The organism is Streptomyces sp. NPDC000075, assembly GCF_040301925.1.
GTDB lineage: Bacteria > Actinomycetota > Actinomycetes > Streptomycetales > Streptomycetaceae > Streptomyces > Streptomyces polychromogenes.
Genome location: NZ_JBEPFL010000042.1, coordinates 38,565 through 59,391, shown reverse-complemented (window position 1 = coordinate 59,391; position 20,827 = coordinate 38,565). Strand labels below are relative to the sequence as shown.

18 protein-coding genes, 2 tRNA genes and 1 pseudogene are annotated in these 20,827 nt (G+C 73.5%); 19 read left to right on the top strand and 2 right to left on the bottom strand.

All coding sequences use genetic code 11. The features are described from left to right. Window positions 1–69: 69 nt before the first annotated feature. The 5 genes from proB to ABT403_RS33995 all read left to right on the top strand — a co-directional run bounded on the left by proB (window position 70) and on the right by ABT403_RS33995 (window position 5,214). Window positions 70–1,197: a glutamate 5-kinase gene (gene proB / locus ABT403_RS34015; protein WP_344156120.1), complete on the top strand. Its 1,128-nt coding sequence runs from the start codon at window positions 70–72 to the stop codon at window positions 1,195–1,197. An 84-nt stretch (window positions 1,198–1,281) separates the two neighbouring features. Further along, on the top strand, window positions 1,282–1,686 hold the full coding sequence (locus tag ABT403_RS34010) for a DUF8830 family protein (protein ID WP_344156117.1): 405 nt from the start codon (window positions 1,282–1,284) through the stop codon (window positions 1,684–1,686). Between the two features lie 290 nt (window positions 1,687–1,976). Continuing rightward, window positions 1,977–3,260 carry a glutamate-5-semialdehyde dehydrogenase gene (locus tag ABT403_RS34005; protein WP_344156114.1) on the top strand — a complete coding sequence of 428 codons (1,284 nt, stop codon included), beginning with the start codon at window positions 1,977–1,979 and terminating at the stop codon, window positions 3,258–3,260. Window positions 3,261–3,337: 77 nt separating this feature from the next. Next, on the top strand, window positions 3,338–3,871 hold the full coding sequence (locus tag ABT403_RS34000) for an SCO2584 family spore wall biosynthesis protein (RefSeq protein ID WP_344156111.1): 534 nt from the start codon (window positions 3,338–3,340) through the stop codon (window positions 3,869–3,871). A 68-nt stretch (window positions 3,872–3,939) separates the two neighbouring features. After that, entirely contained in the window at window positions 3,940–5,214 is a 1,275-nt protein-coding gene (locus ABT403_RS33995; RefSeq protein ID WP_344156108.1) for an SCO2583 family membrane protein, read from the top strand. Here ABT403_RS33995 and ABT403_RS33990 read toward each other — a convergent pair. After that, window positions 5,198–6,256 (bottom strand): M48 family metallopeptidase, encoded by a 1,059-nt coding sequence (locus ABT403_RS33990; protein WP_344156105.1) that lies wholly within the window; start codon window positions 6,254–6,256, stop codon window positions 5,198–5,200. The two genes, ABT403_RS33995 and ABT403_RS33990, sit on opposite strands and share 17 nt — an antisense overlap. A 139-nt stretch (window positions 6,257–6,395) precedes the next feature. Here ABT403_RS33990 and ABT403_RS33985 point away from each other — a divergent pair, with 139 nt between their 5' ends. The 14 genes and pseudogenes from ABT403_RS33985 (at window position 6,396) to ABT403_RS33920 (ending at window position 20,563) form a co-directional block, all read left to right on the top strand. Further along, window positions 6,396–6,563 (top strand): hypothetical protein, encoded by a 168-nt coding sequence (locus ABT403_RS33985; RefSeq protein WP_344156102.1) that lies wholly within the window; start codon window positions 6,396–6,398, stop codon window positions 6,561–6,563. A 59-nt stretch (window positions 6,564–6,622) separates the two neighbouring features. Next, window positions 6,623–7,240, top strand: a complete 618-nt coding sequence (gene nadD / locus ABT403_RS33980; RefSeq protein WP_344156099.1) for a nicotinate-nucleotide adenylyltransferase — start codon at window positions 6,623–6,625, stop codon at window positions 7,238–7,240. 26 nt (window positions 7,241–7,266) lie between these two features. Further along, complete coding sequence (locus ABT403_RS33975) at window positions 7,267–8,937, top strand: LCP family protein (RefSeq protein WP_344156096.1); 1,671 nt, start codon at window positions 7,267–7,269, stop codon at window positions 8,935–8,937. 66 nt (window positions 8,938–9,003) lie between these two features. Then, on the top strand, window positions 9,004–9,450 hold the full coding sequence (gene rsfS, locus ABT403_RS33970) for a ribosome silencing factor (RefSeq protein ID WP_045950430.1): 447 nt from the start codon (window positions 9,004–9,006) through the stop codon (window positions 9,448–9,450). After that, a complete protein-coding gene (locus tag ABT403_RS33965) occupies window positions 9,447–10,127 on the top strand; it encodes a histidine phosphatase family protein (protein ID WP_344156814.1) in 681 nt (226 codons plus the stop codon). The genes rsfS and ABT403_RS33965 overlap by 4 nt, the downstream gene beginning before the upstream one ends. Before the next feature lie 113 nt (window positions 10,128–10,240). Then, window positions 10,241–10,313, top strand: a tRNA-Ala gene (locus ABT403_RS33960). Window positions 10,314–10,456: 143 nt separating this feature from the next. Then, a complete protein-coding gene (locus ABT403_RS33955) occupies window positions 10,457–10,690 on the top strand; it encodes a hypothetical protein (protein ID WP_344156087.1) in 234 nt (77 codons plus the stop codon). A gap of 146 nt (window positions 10,691–10,836) precedes the next feature. Then, a tRNA-Ala gene (locus ABT403_RS33950) sits at window positions 10,837–10,909 on the top strand. A gap of 246 nt (window positions 10,910–11,155) precedes the next feature. Continuing rightward, window positions 11,156–14,026: a leucine--tRNA ligase gene (gene leuS, locus ABT403_RS33945; protein WP_344156084.1), complete on the top strand. Its 2,871-nt coding sequence runs from the start codon at window positions 11,156–11,158 to the stop codon at window positions 14,024–14,026. 132 nt (window positions 14,027–14,158) lie between these two features. Further along, on the top strand, window positions 14,159–14,959 hold the full coding sequence (locus ABT403_RS33940; RefSeq protein ID WP_344156082.1) for a copper transporter family protein: 801 nt from the start codon (window positions 14,159–14,161) through the stop codon (window positions 14,957–14,959). 104 nt (window positions 14,960–15,063) lie between these two features. Continuing rightward, window positions 15,064–15,909, top strand: coding sequence for a DegV family protein (locus ABT403_RS33935; RefSeq protein WP_344156079.1), 846 nt, complete (start codon window positions 15,064–15,066; stop codon window positions 15,907–15,909). Between the two features lie 580 nt (window positions 15,910–16,489). Beyond that, the gene (locus tag ABT403_RS33930) at window positions 16,490–17,134 is read left to right on the top strand and encodes a ComEA family DNA-binding protein (protein ID WP_344156076.1); all 645 of its coding nucleotides are present in this window, start codon (window positions 16,490–16,492) and stop codon (window positions 17,132–17,134) included. After that, window positions 17,131–19,557 (top strand): annotated as a pseudogene (locus ABT403_RS33925) (ComEC/Rec2 family competence protein); the annotation flags it as partial. The gene ABT403_RS33930 and the pseudogene ABT403_RS33925, both read left to right, overlap by 4 nt. A 124-nt stretch (window positions 19,558–19,681) precedes the next feature. After that, entirely contained in the window at window positions 19,682–20,563 is an 882-nt protein-coding gene (locus tag ABT403_RS33920; protein ID WP_344156073.1) for a YceI family protein, read from the top strand. A 20-nt stretch (window positions 20,564–20,583) separates the two neighbouring features. Here the strand turns inward: ABT403_RS33920 and ABT403_RS33915 are convergent, their stop codons facing one another. Further along, window positions 20,584–20,826, bottom strand: coding sequence for a hypothetical protein (locus tag ABT403_RS33915; RefSeq protein ID WP_344156070.1), 243 nt, complete (start codon window positions 20,824–20,826; stop codon window positions 20,584–20,586). Window position 20,827 lies beyond the last annotated feature (1 nt).

The window sequence follows — 20,827 nt, the reverse complement described above, 5'->3', positions numbered from 1 at the left end:
GGCGGTGCGCGACCCCGTAGATTGAGGCGGTTGGTTGGTCGGTTTTCGTGTGTGTGCGAGGGGAAAGACGTGTCAGCGGCTAGGCAGGGTGTCGTGGACGCCCGCAGGATCGTGGTCAAGGTCGGCTCCTCCTCCCTCACCACCGCGGCGGGCGGACTCGACGCCGACCGCGTGGACGCGCTGGTCGACGTCCTGGCCAAGGCCCGCAGCGGGGGCGAGAAGGAGATCGTCCTGGTCTCCTCCGGAGCCATCGCCGCCGGACTCTCCCCCCTCGGCCTCGCCCGCCGCCCCAAGGACCTGGCCCGCCAGCAGGCCGCCGCCAGCGTCGGCCAGGGCCTCCTCGTCGCCCGCTACACCGCCTCCTTCGCCCGCTACGGGGTCCGCGTCGGCCAGGTCCTGCTCACCACCGACGACACCAGCCGGCGCGCGCACTACCGCAACGCCTTCAACACCCTCGACCAGCTCCTGGCCATGGGGGCGCTGCCCGTCGTCAACGAGAACGACACCGTCGCCACCGACGAGATCCGCTTCGGCGACAACGACCGGCTGGCCGCCCTCGTCGCCCACCTGGTCCGCGCCGACCTCCTCGTCCTCCTCTCCGACGTCGACGGCCTCTACGACGGGGACCCCTCCCTGCCCGGCACCACCCGCATCGAGGAGGTGCGCGGGCCCGAGGACATCGCCCACGTCTCCATCGGCAGCGCCGGCAAGGCGGGCGTCGGCACCGGCGGCATGGTCACCAAGGTCGAAGCCGCGCGGATCGCGGCGGCGGCCGGCGTCCCCGTCGTCCTCACCTCCGCCAGCAGGGCGGCGGACGCCCTCGCCGGCCGTGAGACCGGCACCCTCTTCCACCCCACCGGCCGCCGCTCGGCGGACCGGCTGCTGTGGCTCCAGCACGCGTCCACCCCGCAGGGCCACCTCGTCCTCGACGACGGCGCCGTCCGCGCCGTCACCCAGCGGGGCAGCTCCCTGCTCCCCGCCGGGATCGCGGCCGTCGAGGGTGACTTCGTCGCGGGCGACCCCGTCGAGCTGCGCTCCGCCGAGGGGGTCGCGGTCGCCCGGGGCCTGGTCAACTTCGACGCCAAGGAACTCCCGCAGCTCCTCGGCCGCTCCACCCGCGAGCTTGCGCGGGAGCTCGGACCCGCGTACGAGCGGGAGGTCGTGCACCGGGACGATCTGGTCCTGCTGCAGGGCTGAGGTTCGGGAAAACCACCGCGCGGCGGGCCGGGGACTGGTCAACTGTGAGGGGCGGACACGCGTAGCGCAGACAGGAGGCGGCTGGTGAGACGAGCGCTGACCAGCGTCGGTACCGGGGACGGCACTGGCGGGGAGGACCAGGGCCCGGTGTCCCGCCTCTGGCACGTGACGCTGAGCGTCTCGGGGAAGCCGGCGCCGCTGTCGGAGGTGCGGCGCGGGCTGGAGCAGCTCGCGCACGACCACCCCTTCCTGCTGACCAGCCGGTACGCCGACGACCATGCGGAGATCCGGTACTGGGAGGAGGCCCGCGACCTCCACGACGCCGCGGCCGTCGCCCTGCGGCTGTGGGGCGAGCACCGGTCGACGGCGCGGCTGCCGCCGTGGGAGATCGTCGGGCTGGAGGTCATCGACCGCACGACGTACCACCAACGCGTGGCGGAGGGCTACGGCCCACCCCCGGCCCACCCGGTGGGCGTGCACCCTTATTGACGCGTATTGACGCGCCGCTCGCACGGTCGCCTCAATCGCCGACGGGGCTATTTATAGCCCCGCCGGCGGTTGAGGCGCGGGGTCCGGGGCGGAGCCCCGGGTCCTTCAGCCGCGCCGGCGTCTGAGGCGGGAACGGAGGAAGGGCGGGGAGGGGCAGGCCCGCGCAGCGGCCACCGGCCACCGGTCCCAGCCGGCCGACCGGCCCGCCCCCCCGCCCGGCCAGGGCAAGGGCGTCTCGCGGGGTGGAACTCCGGCGAGGCCCCGGGGCCCCGGGGACTACCCTGGGCCGCATGACCTCGCTCGACGACGCCACCGCGACCTCCCCCGTCCTCACCACCGCGGCAGCGGCCCGCACGGCCGCCGCGGCCATCGCCCCACTCCCGCGGTCCGCCAAGGACACGGCCCTGCTGGCCATCGCGGACGCGCTGACGGCCCGTACCGACGAGATCGTCGCGGCCAACGCCCAGGACATCGAGAAGGCCCGCGCCGCCGGCACCAGCGAGACCGTCATCGACCGGCTCACCCTCACCCCCGAGCGGGTCGCCGCCATCGCCTCCGACGTCCGCGACGTCGTGGCCCTCCCCGACCCCGTCGGCGAGGTCGTCCGCGGCTCCACCCTCCCCAACGGCATCGACCTCCGCCAGATCCGCGTCCCCCTCGGCGTCGTCGGCATCATCTACGAGGCCCGCCCCAACGTCACCGTCGACGCCGCCGCGCTCTGCCTGAAGGCCGGCAACGCCGTCCTCCTGCGCGGCAGTTCCTCCGCCTACGCCTCCAACACCGCCCTCGTCGCCATCCTGCGCGACGCGATCGTGAGCGCCGGCCTGCCCGCCGACGCGATCCAGCTCGTCCCCGGCGAGTCCCGCGAATCCGTCCGCGAGCTGATGCGTGCCCGCGGCCTCGTCGACGTGCTCATCCCGCGCGGCGGTGCCTCCCTCATCAAGACCGTCGTCGAGGAGTCCACCGTCCCGGTCATCGAGACCGGTACCGGAAACTGCCACGTCTACGTCGACGCGCAGGCCGACCTCGACATGGCCGTGGACATCCTCGTCAACTCCAAGGCGCAGCGCCCCTCCGTCTGCAACGCCGCCGAGACCCTCCTGGTCCACCGCGACATCGCCGACGCCTTCCTGCCCCGCGCCCTCGACGCCCTCGCCGACGCCGGCGTCACCGTCCACGGCGACGCCCGCGTCCTGGCCGCTGCCGAGACGAGCAAGGTCACCGCCCTGCCCGCCACCGACGAGGACTGGGCCGCCGAGTACCTGTCGTACGACATCGCCGCCGCCGTCGTGGACTCCCTCGACGACGCCGTCACCCACATCCGCCGCTGGACCTCCGGCCACACCGAGGCGATCGTCACCACCTCCCAGGCCGCCGCGCGCCGCTTCACCCAGCTGGTCGACTCGACCACCGTCGCCGTGAACGCCTCCACCCGGTTCACCGACGGTGGCCAGTTCGGGTTCGGCGCCGAGATCGGCATCTCCACCCAGAAGCTGCACGCCCGGGGCCCGATGGGGCTGCCCGAGCTCACCTCCACCAAGTACATCGTCACCGGCGACGGTCACATCCGGTAACTGCCACCCGAACCCGTTGTGGCCGGATTCCGGCTTTCACCCTGCCCAAAGCGGTCCCCCAGGTCTACGCTGTTCCCGTGCCGGACGACGTGGGGGGCAAGCCGTTCCCGGACGACGGGGAGCCCGACGACGACCGCGGAGGCGCGGATCAGGACTTCGCCTCCGTGGTGTTCGACGAGGCCTTCGTCCGGAACGCCGAGATCCATGAACCGAGCGCGGCCGAACGCCAGCGCGCCGCCGACCTGGCCCGCGCCGAGGCGGAGGCCGCCCGCGTCGCCGGAGGCTGGGCGGGGGAGGACGACTACGGGTACCCGGACGGGTACCCGTTCGACGACCCCGCCTGGGAGGCCGGACCTTACGGCTGCGCCGAGGGCCCGTACGGGGCCTACGGCGGCAGCCTGCGCCCCTATCGCGGCCGGGCCGGATGGCTGAGACCGGTCGCCTGGGTCCTGGCCGTCGTGATGGGACTCGGCATGGTCGCCCTCGCCTTCGGCGCCGTCTACCGCAGCGCCTCGGGCGAAGCCGACCCCGCACCCGCACCCGCCAGTACCCCGCTCGGGGAAGTCACCGGCGTCGGCGCGTTTACGTACCCCGTCGGCCGCCAACCCTGAAGGTACGACCCCGCTCGCGCGTTCCGGAGCCGGGGGCTTCTCTGAAGCGGGGACAGCGGGGAGAAGCGATGGCCGTACCAGGAGACCCGCCCAACGGCACCCCCGAGGACATCGGCGGGGGTGACGACGAGCTGCGCCCGGACGAGTACCGGTCGGTGGTGTTCGACGAGGCCTTCGTCCGCGCCGCCCGCCTCCAGGAGTTCTCCGCCCAGGAACGCATGGGCGAGCACGCCCGGGCCGTCCGCAGCCGCTCCATCTGGTCGGGCGGCGGCTCCACGGGCCGGGGCACCGGCACGCCGGGCCGGGGCGCCCGCCAGGGCATGCTCCTCGTCCTGCTGATCGCCTCGGCCTTCGCCGTCGCCGTCTACCTGGGCCTGCGCAACCCGTACGTGCCCCCGGCCGGCGGCGACGCCGAGCCCCTCAGCAGCACCGTCGTGCCCCTGACGCCGTCCTCCGCCGTGCCCGGCGGCAAACCCGCCGACCTCTACGCCCACAGCCCCGCGGCCGACTACCGCACCGGGGCGGCCGGGATCACCCTCCCGGCCGCACGCCGCACCCGGCACTTCACCGAGAGCCAGGTCGTCGCCGCGCTGTCCATCGCCAAGGACTACCTCGTGCAGTCCTCGCTGGACCCCGACGTGCTCTCCGGCAACGCCTCCCGGCCCGTGCGGGTGCTCCTTGACCCCGGTCAGCTGGCCCAGTTCGACGAGAGCATGGCCTCGCCCTCCGGGGACGGCCGGCACGCCGCCACCGGCTGGCTGGTCCGCTTCGACCCGCAGACCGCGGCCCTCGCCGACACCCGCGTCCGGGTCAACGGCACCCTCGCCTTCGAGGAGATCAGCCCCGAGACGCTGGTGGTCACCACCGACCACACCTTCGTGTACGCCGTACGAGGCGCGGCCGGCCCGCCCGCCGGGCCCGACGCGGCCTCCCTCTTCACCGTCCGCCGCGAGCTGCGGCTGCGCTTCGACCACGAGGACCTCACCGCCCGCCGGGCGGAACTGTCCTCGTCCTACGTGATGGCAGGACCGCAGGACTGCGCCGCCGACCCGGCGCCGGGCTTCCGCCCGCTGCTGGCCGGAGCCGGTCCCACCACCGTCGGCCCGCCCGTGAGCGACCCGTACGCCAGCGGCCACCCCCGGCGCACGGCCGGACTGTGCGGGGTCATGGACCCGGCGGCCACCCCGCCGGACCCGTCCGCCGCGCCCGCCCAGCCCGCCGGGCAGCCCACGCCGTCCTCGGGGCCCGGGCAGCCGCCCCAGCCGGATCAGACGGCGTCGCGCGTGCCCCTGGCGCAGCCCCAGGCACCGCCGCCGCCCGCCTCCGTCAGCCCTGTCCGGTAGGCGGCTTCTCCTCGCCGCCGGCCGCTCCGGTGAACCGGTCGCGCAGCTTCCCGCCCAGGTCGCCCGCGCCGCCGGCTATGTCGCCGACCAGCTTCATCAGCGGATCCTTGCTCGTGCGCACCGAGTCCGCGTAGTGCGAGGCCGACTGGCGGAAGGAGTCGGCCACCGAGGCGTCCTTGTCCTCGTCCCGCTGCGGGTAGTGCCCGTCCATGATCCGCTGGTAGTCCCGGCTCTGCGACCACTTCCGCAGCTCGGCTGCGCGCACCGTGGTGAAGGGGTGGGTGCGCGGCAGCACGTTGAGGATCTTCAGGACCGAGTCGCGCAGGTCGCCGCTCGACTCGTACTCGTCGGCCTGGGCCAGGAAGGCGTCGACGTTCATCTCGTGGAGGTGGTTGCCGCCGGCGATCTTCATCAGGCCGCGCATCGAGGCGTTCACGTCCTGCCCCACCAGCAGCCCGGCCCGGTCCGCCGACAGCTCCGACTTGCGGAACCACTCCCGCAGGGCGGTGACGATCGCCATGATCGCCACATTGCCCAGCGGGATCCACGCCACCTTCAGCGCCAGGTTCGTCAGGAACAGCAGCACCGTGCGGTACACGGAGTGCCCGGACAGCGCGTGGCCCACCTCGTGGCCCACGACAGCCCGCATCTCCTCCTCATCCAGCAGCTCCACCAGCGCCGTCGTCACCACGATGATCGGCTCGTCCAGCCCGATGCACATGGCGTTCGGCTTGGGGTCCTGCTGCACGTACATCTGCGGGACCTTCTCCAGGTCCAGGATGTAGCAGGCGTCGCGCAGCATCTCGTACAGATGGGGGAACTGGGTCTCGCCCACGCGCACCGAGTCCGACAGGAACAGCAGGCGCAGGCTCCGCTCCGGGAGCAGCCCGCTGAGGGCCTTGAAGACCGTGTCGAAGCCGGTCAGCTTGCGCAGGGCGACCAGGGCCGAGCGGTCCGCCGGGTGCTCGTAGGCCCGCGAGGAGATGCCCGGGAACCTCCTGCGTTCGCGTGCCGGCGTCTTCTCGAATCCGTTGTCGGTCATGGCGCTTCCCCCTGGATCGGCCTGTGGTCCACTGCTCCATCCTCTCCAACGCCTGAGTCGGCGTGAGCGTGCCCCGGGCCCCCGCATACGATGTGAGGGAAGTCTCCGCTCGCTCCCCGACTCGATAGGTACCTGCCTGATGAGCCTCTCCACCACCGCCCACAACCTCGTCGTCCTCGCCTCGGAGGGCGCCGAGCAGCACGGCGGCAACCACGAGAGCCTGAGCCCCTACCTGACCGGTGGCGGTGCGCTCTTCGTCCTGCTGCTGATGCTCTGGGTGACCACGCGCCTGAACCGCGACCGCTGAACCACTCGTTCGGACCGGGCCTCCGCGCACGTGCCACCGGGCCAGTAGGCTCTGCGCTCATGGGAGAGCAGGAAATGCCTACGGGCCCGGTCAAGCGCCGGCTCGGCGTGATGGGCGGGACGTTCGACCCGATCCACCACGGACACCTGGTGGCCGCCAGCGAGGTGGCCGCCCTTTTCCACCTCGACGAGGTGGTCTTCGTCCCCACGGGCGAACCGTGGCAGAAGTCCCAGCGGGCCGTGTCGCCCGCCGAGGACCGCTACCTGATGACGGTCATCGCCACGGCCTCGAACCCGCAGTTCTCGGTGAGCCGCATCGACATCGACCGCGGCGGACCGACGTACACGATCGACACCCTGCGGGACCTGAGCGCCCTCAACGAGGACGCCGACCTCTTCTTCATCACCGGCGCCGACGCGCTCGCGCAGATCCTGACCTGGCGCAACGCCGACGAGCTCTTCTCCCTCGCCCACTTCATCGGCGTGACCCGGCCCGGCCACGTCCTGACCGACGACGGCCTGCCCGAGGGCGGTGTCTCGCTCGTCGAGGTGCCCGCGCTGGCCATCTCCTCCACGGACTGCCGCGCCCGCGTCGCCGAGGGTGATCCCGTCTGGTACCTGGTCCCGGACGGTGTGGTCCGCTATATCGACAAGCGTGAGCTGTACCGGGGAGTCTGAGCTTCCGGAACGACGAGAGGCCCGCGGTGAACGACCCCCAGGACCCGTACGACCCGTACGCCGCCCAGCAGCAGCTCATCGGCTACGACCCGTACGGCCGGCCGCTGTACGGCCAGGCGCCCGCCCCGCAGCCCCTCCAGCCCGCCCCGCCGCCGTACGAACAGCAGTACGAGGCCCCGTACGGGCAGTCGTACGCACAACAGCCCTACGGACAGCAGTACGGCTACGAGCAGCAGCCGCAGGGGTACGCCCCGGCCCCCTCACCGGGGTACGAGGACCCGCAGCCGCAGCAGTGGATCCCGCAGCAGGCCGCGGCCCCGCAGGCCCCCGAGCGGGCCGCCGCCCCGGTCCCCGTCCCCGAGCCGCGCCGGGCGGACGCCGGGGACCGGTCCGGAACGGGGCCGGAGCCGGATCCGGATCCGGGGAGGCCGGCGGCGGACTACCGCACCGAGCAGTTCGCCTTCCTCGACCAGCCGGACGAGGACTCCGAGGACGTCATCGACTGGCTCGCCTTCACCGAGAGCCGCACCGAGCGCCGTGAGGAGGCCCGCCGCCGCGGCCGCCACCGGGTGGTCGCGCTGATCGTCGTCCTGGCCCTCCTCGCCGTCGGCGCGCTGGGCTGGCTCTGGTACGCGGGCAAGCTGCCCTTCCTCGACGGTCCCGGCACGAAGAAGGCGGCGGCGAGCCCCGCGGGCGCCCAGAAGCGCGACATGATCGTCGTCCACCTGCACAACACCAAGCGCGGCGGCAGCTCCACCGTCCTCCTCGTGGACAACGTCACCACCCGGCAGGGCGCCACCGTCCTGCTGCCCAACGCCCTCGCCGTCACCAAGGAGGACGGTACGGGCACCACCCTCGGCAAGTCCGTCGACGACGGCGGCATCGGCACCCGCGAGGCCCTCGACACCGTCCTGGGCACCCGCATCGGCGGCACCTGGCGCCTGGACACCCCCTTCCTGGAGCGCCTGGTCGAGCTGGTCGGCGGCATCGAGGTCGACACCGACGCGGCCGTCCCGGCCGACGACCAGGCCAAGACCCCGGCCGTCGGGCAGGGCCCCAAGCAGAGCCTGACCGGGGCCATGGCCGTCGCCTACGCCACCTACCGGGCCCAGGGCGAACCGGAGGCCAGGCAGCTGGAGCGCACCGGCAGGGTCCTGTACGCCGTCCTGCGCAAGATCCCCTCCGACCCGAAGGCGGCCGCCACCACCGTCGAGAGCATGGGCCAGATCCTGGACCCGGGGCTCGACGCGCAGAACCTCGGCGGCCTCCTGTCGCGGATCGGCGAGCACGCCAAGGTCGCCGCGTACCGCACCGAGGTGCTCTCGGTGAAGCCCGACGGCGGCCTCACCGACGAAGCCTCCAAGAAGGTGGTCAAGGAGCTCCTCGGCGGCACCGTCACGGCGGCCCAGTCCGGCGCGGCCCCGCGCGTGGGCCTCAAGGACGCCACCGGGGACGAGAAGGCGCACCTCGCGGCGAAGGCGGCGCTGCTCAACGGCGGCTACGCCTTCGTGGACGGCGGCAGGGCCGACAGGGCGGCCGCCACCACGCAGATCACGTACCAGGACGACGCCCAGCGGGCCCGGGCGGTCGACGTCGCCAAGACCCTGGGGCTGCCGGAAACGGTCGTGAAGAAGGCCGACGGCACGGTGAACGCGGACGTGGTGGTGACCCTGGGCAAGGACTACAAGCCGTCCTGACCGGGCGGTGCCGGCAGTACATGAGACCCTTGTAGGGATCTGCCCGCCGACCCGAAAGCATGGCCAGTGACCGCCACGGACCGCTCCATCGAGCTCATCACCACCGCCGCCCAGGCCGCGGCCGACCGCCTCGCGCACGACATCATCGCCTACGACGTCAGCGACGTGCTGTCGATCACCGACGCCTTCCTGCTCGCCTCCGCGCCCAACGACCGCCAGGTCAAGTCGATCGTGGACGAGATCGAGGAGCGGCTGCTCAAGGAGCTCGGCGCCAAGCCGGTGCGCCGCGAGGGCGACCGCGACGCCCGCTGGATCCTGCTCGACTACGTCGACATCGTGGTCCACGTCCAGCACAGCGAGGAGCGCGTCTTCTACGCGCTGGAGCGCCTGTGGAAGGACTGCCCCGAGATCGAGCTCCCCGAGGACGCCAAGCTCACCATCGGCAAGGCCGAGGAGCACGCCAAGCTGCGGGAGGCGCAGGGCGACGACGAGCTGGACGGTGATCTGTTCTGAGCGCCGAAGGCAGCACGGGGAGGCCTGCCGGCGGTTCCGCCCGCACCGGCAGGAAGATCGTCCTCTGGAGGCACGGCCAGACCTCCTGGAACCTGGAGCGCCGCTTCCAGGGCTCCACGGACATCGAGCTGACCGAGACGGGGCTGGCGCAGGCGCGCCGTTCGGCCCGGCTGCTGGCCTCGCTGAAGCCGGACGCCATCGTGGCCTCCGACCTCAAGCGCGCGGCGGCCACGGCCGCCGAGCTGGCCGCCGTCACGCACCTGCCCGTGGCGCACACCGAGGCGCTGCGTGAGACGTACGCGGGTGAGTGGCAGGGCCTGACGCACGAGGAGATCGTCGAGAAGTACGGCGAGCAGTACGCGGCGTGGAAGCGCGGCGAGCCCGTCCGGCGCGGCGGGGGCGAGCTGGAGACCGAGGTCGCCGACCGGGCCGCCCCGGTCGTCCTGAGCCACGCCGACCGGCTGCCCGCGGGCGGCACGCTCGTCGTCGTCAGCCACGGCGGCACCATCCGCACGACCATCGGCCGCCTGCTGCGGCTGGAGGCGCGCGACTGGGAGAGCCTGGGCGGGCTCTCCAACTGCTGCTGGTCCGTCCTCGGTGAGGGCGCGCGCGGCTGGCGGCTGCTGGAGCACAACGCCGGCACCCTGCCGGAGCCGGTGCTCGGCGACGACGACTGAGCCCCTCCGCGGGGCCCCTCCGACCCGGATTTCACTTTCCGGCTGGTCACAGGCTAGAGTTCTTCTTGTTCGCAGCGAAGAACACCGGAAACGGGGGGAACGCCGCGGAGAGCGGGGCTATAGCTCAGTTGGTAGAGCGCCTGCATGGCATGCAGGAGGTCAGGAGTTCAATTCTCCTTAGCTCCACAATCAGGATCCCGTCCCCAACAGGGGGCGGGATCCTTGCGTTTGTCCCTCCTGTGCTTGCTGACCCCGCCGGGACCGGCGTGGCAGAATCGGACGGCCGGAGGGGGACACGACGGTCCGACGCGGGAGGGAGTCGCTGACGGATGGGTGCACACCGGCGGCGGTGCGACTGGTGCAACAACGGCACGCCGATCGTTCGGGACATGGAGCCGGTCAATGCCGACTACCAGTACTGGTGCGAGGAATGCGCGCGGGCGCTGATCATAAAAGGCGACCCCATCGAGACCTACCGGGAACTGGAGGGCGAGCCGATCTACGGGCGGCTCCTCGACGAGCACTGCACGCTCAAGCGCTTCTACCAGTTCGCCCGGGCTTGACGGGGTCGATGATGGACGAATCGGGCATAACGACCCCCGGGGAAACCGATTTTTGGTCTGGGGCCATGACCGTGTAATGTTCTCGATGTCGCCAGGGGGAACCGGCAAGGGAAACCGAGAAGGGGCCCGGCGGCAGAGAGAAACAAGGGGCTATAGCTCAGTTGGTAGAGCGCCTGCATGGCATGCAGGAGGTCAGGAGTTCAATTCTCCTTAGCTCCACAGTGTGGAAGAGGGTCACCCGAATCGGGTGGCCCTCTTCTCGTTGTGCGGAACGGCAGAGCGGTCGCACGGGCCCCTGCGGTACCCTGACGCCATGCGTGCCGTACGCCTTCTGCTTACCGAGCCGCGCTGAGCAGCACCGACCCCGAGAAGGTCGGCATCGGCGCGGCGTCCCCTCCTGTGCGAGGGGTTTTTTCGTTTGGGCAGGCAGAGACGGCAGAGACGATCGATGGAGCTTCAGGAATCATGAGCGAGACGAACACCCCGGCCCCCGAGGCGGCCGAGGGGCACCGTTACACGGCCGCCATGGCCGCCGACATCGAGGCACGCTGGCAGGACGTATGGGACGCGGAGGGCACCTACGAGGCGCCCAACCCGAGCGGTGACCTGGCGGGTGACCCGGCGGTCGTCGCGCGGCCCAAGAAGTTCATCATGGACATGTTCCCGTACCCCTCCGGTGCGGGTCTGCACGTCGGTCACCCGCTCGGGTACATCGCCACCGACGTCTACGCCCGCCACCAGCGGATGTCCGGCCACAACGTCCTGCACACCCTGGGCTTCGACGCCTTCGGCCTGCCGGCCGAGCAGTACGCCGTGCAGACCGGCACGCACCCCCGCGTGTCCACCGAGGCCAACATCGAGAACATGAAGGTCCAGCTGCGCCGCCTGGGCCTGGGCCACGACAAGCGCCGGTCGTTCGCGACGATCGACCCGGAGTACTACAAGTGGACCCAGTGGATCTTCCTCCAGATCTACAACTCCTACTACGACGCGGACGCGAACAAGGCCCGGCCGATCGCCGAGCTGGTCGCCGCCTTCGAGAACGGCACCCGTGAGGTCCCCGGGGGCCGCGCCTGGGCCGAGCTGACCGCCGCCGAGCGCGCCGACGTGCTGAACGGGTACCGCCTGGCCTACTCCTCGGACGCGCCCGTCAACTGGTGCCCCGGCCTGGGCACCGTGCTGGCCAACGAGGAGGTCACCGCCGACGGCCGCTCCGAGCGCGGCAACTTCCCCGTCTTCAAGTCCCGGCTGAGCCAGTGGAACATGCGCATCACCGCGTACGCCGACCGGCTGCTGGACGACCTGGACGCGCTGGACTGGCCCGAGGCCATCAAGCTCCAGCAGCGCAACTGGATCGGCCGCAGCGAGGGCGCGCGCGTCGACTTCGCCCTGGGCGACGAGGCCATCACCGTCTTCACCACCCGCCCCGACACCCTCTTCGGCGCCACCTACATGGTGCTGGCGCCCGAGCACCCGCTGGTCGAGAAGTTCGTCCCGGCCGCCTGGCCCGAGGGCACCCGCGAGGCCTGGACCGGCGGGCACGCCACCCCGGCCGAGGCCGTCGCCGCGTACCGCAAGCAGGCCGGCGCCAAGTCCGACGTCGAGCGGCAGGCCGACGCCAAGGAGAAGACCGGCGTCTTCACCGGCGAGTACGCCGTCAACCCGGTCAGCGGCGAGAAGGTCCCCGTCTTCATCGCCGACTACGTGCTGATGGGCTACGGCACCGGCGCGATCATGGCCGTCCCGGCGCACGACGCCCGCGACTTCGAGTTCGCCCGCGCCTTCGAGCTGCCGATGCGCTGCGTGGTCGAGCCGACGGACGGCCGGGGCACCGACCCGGCCGAGTGGGACGACGCCTTCGGCTCCCACGACGCCAAGCTGGTCAACTCGTCCGGCGAGGGCATCTCCCTGGACGGCCTGGGCGTGGTCGAGGCCAAGGCCGCCATCACCGACTGGCTGTCCGAGCGCGGCCTCGGCGAGGGCACCGTCAACTTCCGCCTGCGCGACTGGCTCTTCAGCCGCCAGCGCTACTGGGGCGAGCCCTTCCCGATCGTCTACGACGAGGACGGCGTCGCCCACTCGCTGCCCGAGTCGATGCTCCCGCTGGAGCTGCCCGAGGTCGAGGACTACTCGCCGCGCACCTTCGAGCCCGACGACGCGGACTCCAAGCCGGAGACCCCGCTGTCGCGCAAGGCCGACTGGGTCAACGTGGAGCTGGACCTGGGCGACGGGCGCGGCGTGCGCGCCTACCGCCGCGAGACCAACACCATGCCGAACTGGGCCGGCTCCTGCTGGTACGAGCTGCGCTACCTGGACCCGGACAACGCGGACGCGCTGGTCGACCCGGAGATCGAGCAGTACTGGATGGGCCCGCGCGAGAGCGCCCCGCACGGCGGCGTCGACCTGTACGTCGGCGGCGCCGAGCACGCGGTGCTGCACCTGCTGTACGCGCGTTTCTGGTCCAAGGTGCTGTTCGACCTGGGCCACGTGTCCTCGGTCGAGCCGTTCCACAAGCTCTTCAACCAGGGCATGATCCAGGCCTACGTCTACCGCGACGAGCGCGGCTTCCCGGTCGCGGCCGCCGAGGTCGAGGAGCGCGACGGCAAGTTCTTCTTCGAGGGCGAACCGGTCAAGCGCGAGCTGGGCAAGATGGGCAAGTCCCTGAAGAACGCCGTCACCCCGGACGAGATCTGCGAGGAGTACGGCGCGGACACCCTGCGCCTGTACGAGATGGCGATGGGCCCGCTGGACGTCTCCCGTCCGTGGGACACCCGCGCCGTCGTCGGCCAGTACCGGCTGCTCCAGCGCCTGTGGCGCAACGTGGTGGACGAGGAGACGGGCGCGGTGACGGTCGTCGACGCCGAGCCCGCCGAGGAGACGCTGCGCGCCCTGCACAAGGCCATCGACGGGGCCGGCTCGGACATGGCGGGCCTGCGGTTCAACACCGCGATCGCCAAGATCACCGAGCTGAACAACACCCTGACGAAGGCGGGCCGCCCGCTGGAGCGGTCCGTGGCCGAGCGCCTGGTGCTGCTGATCGCCCCGCTGGCCCCGCACATCGCGGAAGAGCTGTGGCACCGCCTGGGCCACACCGACTCGGTGGTCCACCAGGACTTCCCCGTCGCGGACCCGGCGTACGTCGTGGACGAGACGGTCACCTGCGTGGTCCAGGTCAAGGGCAAGGTCAAGGCCCGCCTGGAGGTGCCGCCGACGATCTCGGAGGCCGACCTGGAGCAGCTGGCGGTCACCGACGCGGCCGTCGTCGCCGCGCTGGGCGGCGCCGAGGTCCGCAAGGTGATCGTGCGTGCGCCGAAGCTGGTGAACATCGTCATCTGACGGCCTGCGGTCCTGAAGGCCGGCTTCTCGGGGTGATCCCGTACGGGCAGGTTGGGGGTTCGATTGGAACCCCCGGCCTGCCCGTGGCGTTTACGGTGGAGGGGACGGGAACAGGCCGGGGAAGGGAACCTCATGGAGGTAGGCGCGTTGGTCATCATCTTTGCCCTGGTGGTGCTGTTCGCCTTCCTGGGGCTGGGCGCCTGGGTCACGGTCAAGGCGGTCGGCGCGGCGAAGCGCGGCGTGGACCGGACGATCACACAGGCCCGCCGGACGGTCGAGGACACCACCCTGAAGGCCAGGAGCCTCGGGCAGGTCGGGGTCCCGGCGGCGCTGGCGCAGCTGCGGCTGGACCTGCGGACGTCGATGCGCGCCACGCAGGCGGCCCTCTACCAGGGGGTCCAGGCGGACGGCTCGCTGAAGGAGTCGATCGCCCTCTTCGAGCGGCTCAGCCGGCACGGGCACGAGCTGGACGACGAGCTCAAGCGGCTGGAGCAGGAGCCGGACCGCAAGCGGATCGCGGAGCGGCTGCCCGAGCTGCGGGAGCGCACCGCCAAGATCACCACGTCGGCCGACTCGCTGCGGTGGGCGGCGCGCGACCGGGCCCGCCAGTTCGCGGACGAGGACCTCGCGGCGCTGTCCGCGCAGATCGAGGTGGAGTCGAGCGCGCTGCGCGACTGGTCCCGGGAGTCGGTCGACGACCTGACGGCCGCCGCGGCGGCGTGGGACGCGCGGCAGGCGTCCGGGGCCGATGGCAAGGGTGCGGGTGTTCAGGGCGCGGGTGCTCAGGGTGCGGGTGCTCGGAGTGAGTCCGCTCCGGGGTCGTCCGCGCAGCCGGGGCGGGCGTCGGGGCAGCAGCGGCCCGCGCTGGATCCTTCGGTTCCGGCGGCCGGGTACCCCTGGCAGAAGGCTCCCCGGCCGGAGGCCGCTTCCTGAGCGGAGCGGCAGGGGCGGGCCGGGGCCGCTGAGGTCGCCGAGGCGGGGGTGACGGATGCGCTGCGGGCTGCCGGATCACCTCCTCGGGCGGTAACCTCCGGCTCATGTCCCGCCATGTCGCGATCGTCACCGATTCCACGGCCTATCTGCCCCCGCGGGCGATGGCGCGGCATGGGATCACCGCCGTCCCCCTGACCGTCGTGCTCGGCGACGAGGCCCTGGAGGAGGGCACCGAGATCTCGGCCCGCAGCCTGGCCGCGGCCCTGCAGAAGCGCCGCCCGGTCACCACCTCCCGCCCCGGCCCCGAGCAGTTCGTACGCGCCTACCGGGCGGCGGCGGAGGCCGGTGCGACCGGGATCGTGAGCCTGCACCTCTCCGCCGAGTTCTCCGGCACCTACGACGCCGCCGTGGTCGCGGCGAAGACGGCCCCGGTCCCGGTCCGCGTCGTGGACACCGGCATGGTCGCGATGGCCCTCGGCTTCTGCGCCCTCGCCGCCGCCGAGACGGCCGAGGCGGGGGGTTCCGCCGACGAGGCCGTGGCCGCCGCCGAGAAGCGGGCCGCGGAGATGTCGGCCTACTTCTACGTGGACACCCTCGACTACCTCCGGCGCGGCGGCCGGATCGGGGCCGCGCAGGCCCTCCTCGGATCGGCGCTGGCGGTCAAGCCGCTGCTCACGCTGGACGGCGGCCGGATCGAGATGCTGGAGAAGGTGCGGACGGCCTCCAAGGCCATCGCACGGCTGGAAGAGCTCGCCGTCGAGCGGGCGGGGGCGCGCAGCGTCGACGTGGCCGTCCACCACCTGGCGGCCCCGGAGCGGGCCGAGAAGCTCGCGGAGCGGCTGGGGGAGCGGATCCCGGGGCTGGTCGAACTGCACGTGAGCGAGGTCGGGGCGGTGATCGGCGCGCACACCGGGCCGGGGCTGCTGGCGGCGGTGGTCTCGCCGCGCTGACCCCGGTCCGGCGGGGGGCGGTACACCCGGACGGGTGGCGGGATTTTCCACAACGGGGCGGTTGTCCACCGGAATTGAGGGCTCCGAGCGGGGGGTCGGGGGTCGGCCCTAGCGTCGTGGCATGACTCTTCGCACGCGTGTTTCGCGCTCTTCGGAAAGCCCTTCGGGAAGTTCTTCAGCAAGCCCTTCCGGACGCCTCGACGGCTTCGGGACAGGATCGTTCGGTGCCGTCGGTGCCGTCGGTGCCGTCGGTGGCCTTGGTCGTGCCGGGGGCGGTGGTGCCGGCGGCGGCGGTGGCGGTGGTGCGGGCAGCGGGCCCGGGAGGGCGCGGCCGTCCGACGGGCGGCTCCGTGAACGCCGCCGCGCCCGGTCGCGGCCCGGCCCCGACCCCGCCGCCGTGCGGCGCAGGGCGGAGCTGCTGATGGCGGGGGCGGCCCCGCCCCGGCGGCCGGGGCCGCCTCCGGTGCCCGAGCCGCCTCCGGTGCCGGGGGAGGAGGACGGGGTGCCGGCCGGGTCGGTTCCTTCGCCCGGGCCCGGGGTGCCGGCCGGGGGTGTCGGGGTGCCGGGGCGGTGGCCGGCCGTGCGTGAGCGGTTGCCGGTGTGGGTGCAGTCCCGGTGCGGGATGGAGCCCCGGGCGGTGGCCGCCGTGGGGGTGGTGCTGGCCGTGGCGGTGGGGTTCGCCGTCCAGCAGTACGGGGCGGCCCGGCCGCAGCCGGTGACGGCGCCCGCGGTCCTCGCCCCCGCGTCCGCGACGGCCCCGCCCCCGGTGCTGGTAGGGGGCTCCGGCGGTACGGGGGGCCGCATCGTGGTGGACGTCGGCGGCAAGGTCCGCGATCCCGGTGTGCGGCGGCTGCCCGGCGGCTCACGGGTGGAGGACGCGCTGGCCGCCGCCGGGGGAGTGCGGCCGGGTACGGACACCACCGGGCTCAACCGGGCCCGGGTCCTGGTGGACGGCGAACAGGTGCTGGTGGGCGTCACCGCGCAGCCGGCCCCGGGCGGCGGGGGTTCCGGCGGTGGGTCGGGCCCGGGACCGGGCCCGCTGAGCCTCGCTAGTGCGAGCGTGGAGCAGTTGGACGGGCTGCCGGGGGTGGGCCCGGTGCTGGCCCGGCACATCGTGGAGTTCCGCACCGCCCGGGGCGGGTTCCGGGCCGTGGAGGACCTCCGGCAGGTCGACGGCATCGGCGAGCGGCGGTTCGCCGAGCTGCGGAAGCTGGTGCGGTTGTGAGCGCCGTCGAGGGGCCGGGGGCGGGGGCCGGGCCGGGGGACGCCGGGCCGGACGGCGCCGGGCCCGTGGACCTGCGGCTCGTGGTGCCCGCTCTGGCCGCCTGGGGCGCGGCCGCCCTCGGGCTCGGGGTGCCGGGCGGGTGGTGCGCCCTCGGGGTGGGGGTCGCGGTGACCGTGGCCGGGGTGTCTCTGGTGGCGGGGTGCCGTGGGCCGGGCCGGGTGTGGCGGGTCGCAACCGCCGTGGCCGCCGCCCTGCTGTGCGCGGCCGCCGGGGCCGGGGCGGCCGGGCTGGAGCGGGCCGCGGAGCGGGCGGGGCCCGTGGCCCGGCTGGCCGCCGAGCACGCCCGGGTGGGCGCCGAGCTCACCGTGGGCTCCGACCCGAGGGCCGCCCGGAGCGGGAGCGGGCCGCCCGTGGTGGTGCTGGACGCGGTGGTGACCGGGGTGACCGGCCCCGACGGGGCGCGGACCCGGGTGGAGACCCCGGTGCGGGTGCTGGCCGGGCATCCGCAGTGGGCCCGGCTGCAGCCGTCGACCCGGGTCTCGGTGGTGGCCCGGCTGGCTCCGGCGCGGGACGGGGAGCGGGCCGTGGCGCTGCTCCGGCCGGCCGGGGACGTCCCGCCCCGGGTGACGGGCGGGCCCGACCCGGTCCAGCGGGCCGCCGGGAGGCTGCGGGCCGGGTTGCGGGAGGCTTCCGAGGGGCTCCGGGGGGACGCCCGGGCGCTGCTGCCGGCCCTGGTGGTCGGGGACACCTCGCGCGTCCCCTCCGACCTGCACGACGCCTTCGAAGCCACCGACCTGCTGCACCTGCTGGCCGTCTCCGGGTCGAACCTGACCGTGGTGCTGTACCTGCTCATCGGGTCGCCGGGACGGGCCCAGTACGTGGAGCGCGGCGGACTGGCGCCCCGGCTGGGGCTGTCGCTGCGGTTCACCGCGCTGTGCGGGGCGGTGCTGACGCTGGGGTTCGTCGTGGTGTGCCGGCCCGACCCGAGCGTGCTGCGGGCCGCCGCCTGCGGGGCGGTGACGCTGCTGGCGCTGGCCACGGGGCGGCGCAGGTCCCTGCTCCCGGCCCTGGCCGCCGCCGTGCTCCTGCTGGTGCTCTACGACCCGTGGCTGGCCCGCTCGTACGGATTTCTGCTCTCGGTGCTGGCCACCGGGGCGCTGCTCACCCTGGGGCCCCGCTGGGCCGGGGCCCTGCGGGCGCGCGGGGTGCCGTCGCGGCTCGCCGAGGCCCTGGCGGCCGCCGCGGCGGCGCAGGCGGTGTGCGCCCCGGTGGTGGTCGTGCTGTCGGCCCGGGTGAGCCTGGTCGCCGTCCCGTGCAACCTCCTGGCGGAGCCGGCGGCCGGGCCGGCCACGGTGCTCGGCTTCGCGGCGCTCGCCGCCGCCCCGCTGTCCATGCCCGTCGCCGAGCTGCTGGCCCGGTGCGCGGGGGTGCCCGCCGGGTGGATCGCCGCCGTCGCGCGGGCCGGGGCGCGGCTGCCGGGGGCGGAGCTGCCGTGGCCGGGCGGGCCCGGAGGGGGCCTGCTGCTGGCCGTGGCCGCCGCGGCCCTCGTGGGGCTCGGGATGCGGTTCGGGCGGCGGCGCGGGGTGCGTGCGGCCGTGGCGGTGCTGCTGCTCGTGGCGGTGCTGCGGCCGCCGCAGCTGACCCGTACGCTCACCGGCTGGCCGCCGCCCGGCTGGAGTTACGTCCAGTGCGCCGTGGGCCAGGGGGACGCCGCCGTCCTCGCGGCGGGGCCCGGGACGGCCGTCGTGGTGGACGCCGGACCCGAGCCCGGCCCGGTGGACGCCTGTCTGCGCGCCCTCGGTGTGAAACGCGTCCCATTGCTGCTGCTGACGCACTTTCACGCGGACCACGTGGGCGGGTTGTCCGGGGTGCTCCGGGGCCGCTCCGTGGGTGTGATCCAGACCACCGGAGTGGCGGATCCGCCGGGGCGGGCCGCCCTGGTGCGGCGGGTGGCGGCGGGCGCCGGGGTGCCGGTGGTGGCGGCCGTCGCGGGGGAGCGGCGGCGGGTGGGTCCGCTGGAGTGGCAGGTGCTGTGGCCGTCGGCCGCCGGGCCACCGCCGGCGGGGCCGAACGACGCGAGCGTGGCCCTGCTGGTCCGTACCTCGGGGCTGACGTTGCTGCTGCTCGGCGACCTCGAACCGCCGTCCCAGCAGGCCCTGCTGAGGGAACATCCGGAGCTGGGGCCGGTGGACGTGCTCAAGGTCGCCCACCACGGTTCGGCGCACCAGGACCCGGTTCTGACGGATCGGATCCGGCCACGGCTCGCGCTCGTCCCGGTGGGTGCGGGCAACCGTTACGGGCACCCGGCGCGGAGCACCCTCGTGCGGCTTGAAGCCCTTGGGGCGGCTGTGCTGCGCACCGATGAGGACGGCTCCGTGGCCGTCTGCGGCAGCGGTCCGGGCATGCGCGCCTTTTCGGCCGGACGGCGTCTGAAAAGGCGCGGTCATACCGGGCGTGACCGCTCTGTTTGCCCACAACCCGACAGCATGATCGAATGCCTCTTCGCCAGAGCCGACCAAGTACACACAGCACGGGGGTGCATCAGTCATGTTCGGTCGCCGACGGGGGACGGATACGGCCGGGAGCGCAAGTTCGCAGACGTCCGCCACACTGACACTGCCGCCCACGGCACGCCTGTTGAGCTGCCGGGTCCTCGACACCGTCCACCAGCCCATCCGCCAGGCCAAGTTCGAGGTGACCGACCCGATCGGCCGACGGATCGTCAGCGGGGAGACGGATCCGTACGGGGGATTCACGGCGGCCATGCCGGAGGGGGAGTACCGGCTTTCGGTCAGCGCCGAGGGCTACGCGCCGTTCCACGGGGCGACGCTCGTGGGGGATCCCGCGCAGCCGGGCACCGCGGAGATCATCCTGGACTCGGTGGAGCCGCCGGTGCTCCCGCAGCCGGGCCACTGGGAGCTGGACCCGACGCACTCCTCGATCGCCTTCACCGCGAAGCACATCGGTTTCGCCCGGATCCACGGCCGGTTCACCACCTTCGCCGGCGCGGTGCGGATCGCGGAGCGGATGGAGGACTCCTCCATGCACGTCATCCTCGACGCGGCGAGCATCGACACCGGGCTGCGCATGCGGGACGACCACCTGCGGTCGTCGGACTTCCTGGACGCGGCCCGGTATCCGACGGTGGAGTTCTACAGCGAGCGGTTCATCCACCGAGGCGGCAGCCGCTGGGCGGTCGCCGGAGCCCTGACCCTGCACGGGGTGAGCCGTACCGTCACCCTGGACACCCGGTACCTGGGCGTCGGCACGGGCCTGGAGGGCGAGCCGCGCGCCGCCTGCCGGGCCACGGCCGAGCTGAACCGCGAGGACTTCACCCTGAACTGGCAGTCGATACTGGCCCAGGGGATCGCGGCGATCGGGTCGAGCGTGGAGGTGGCGCTGGACGTGCAGATCGTCCACAAGGCCTGAGGGCGGCGCGGCCGGGCGCCTCAGGGGGATTCGAGCCAGCCCTCGTAGGCGGCGGCGAGCTCGTCCAGCACGGCGGCGTCGAGCCGCTGCCGCGGGTCTTCGACGACCACCAGCCACTGGGCGTCCTCGGCGTCGTCCTCGCCGGCCAGCGCGTCGCGCACCAGCTGGGGTTCCTCGGGCAGGCCGAAGCGGTCCACGGCCTCCCGGGCCACCTCCTCGGCGGCGTCGCGGTCGGGCAGGACGAGTACATGTCGCAGGTTCACC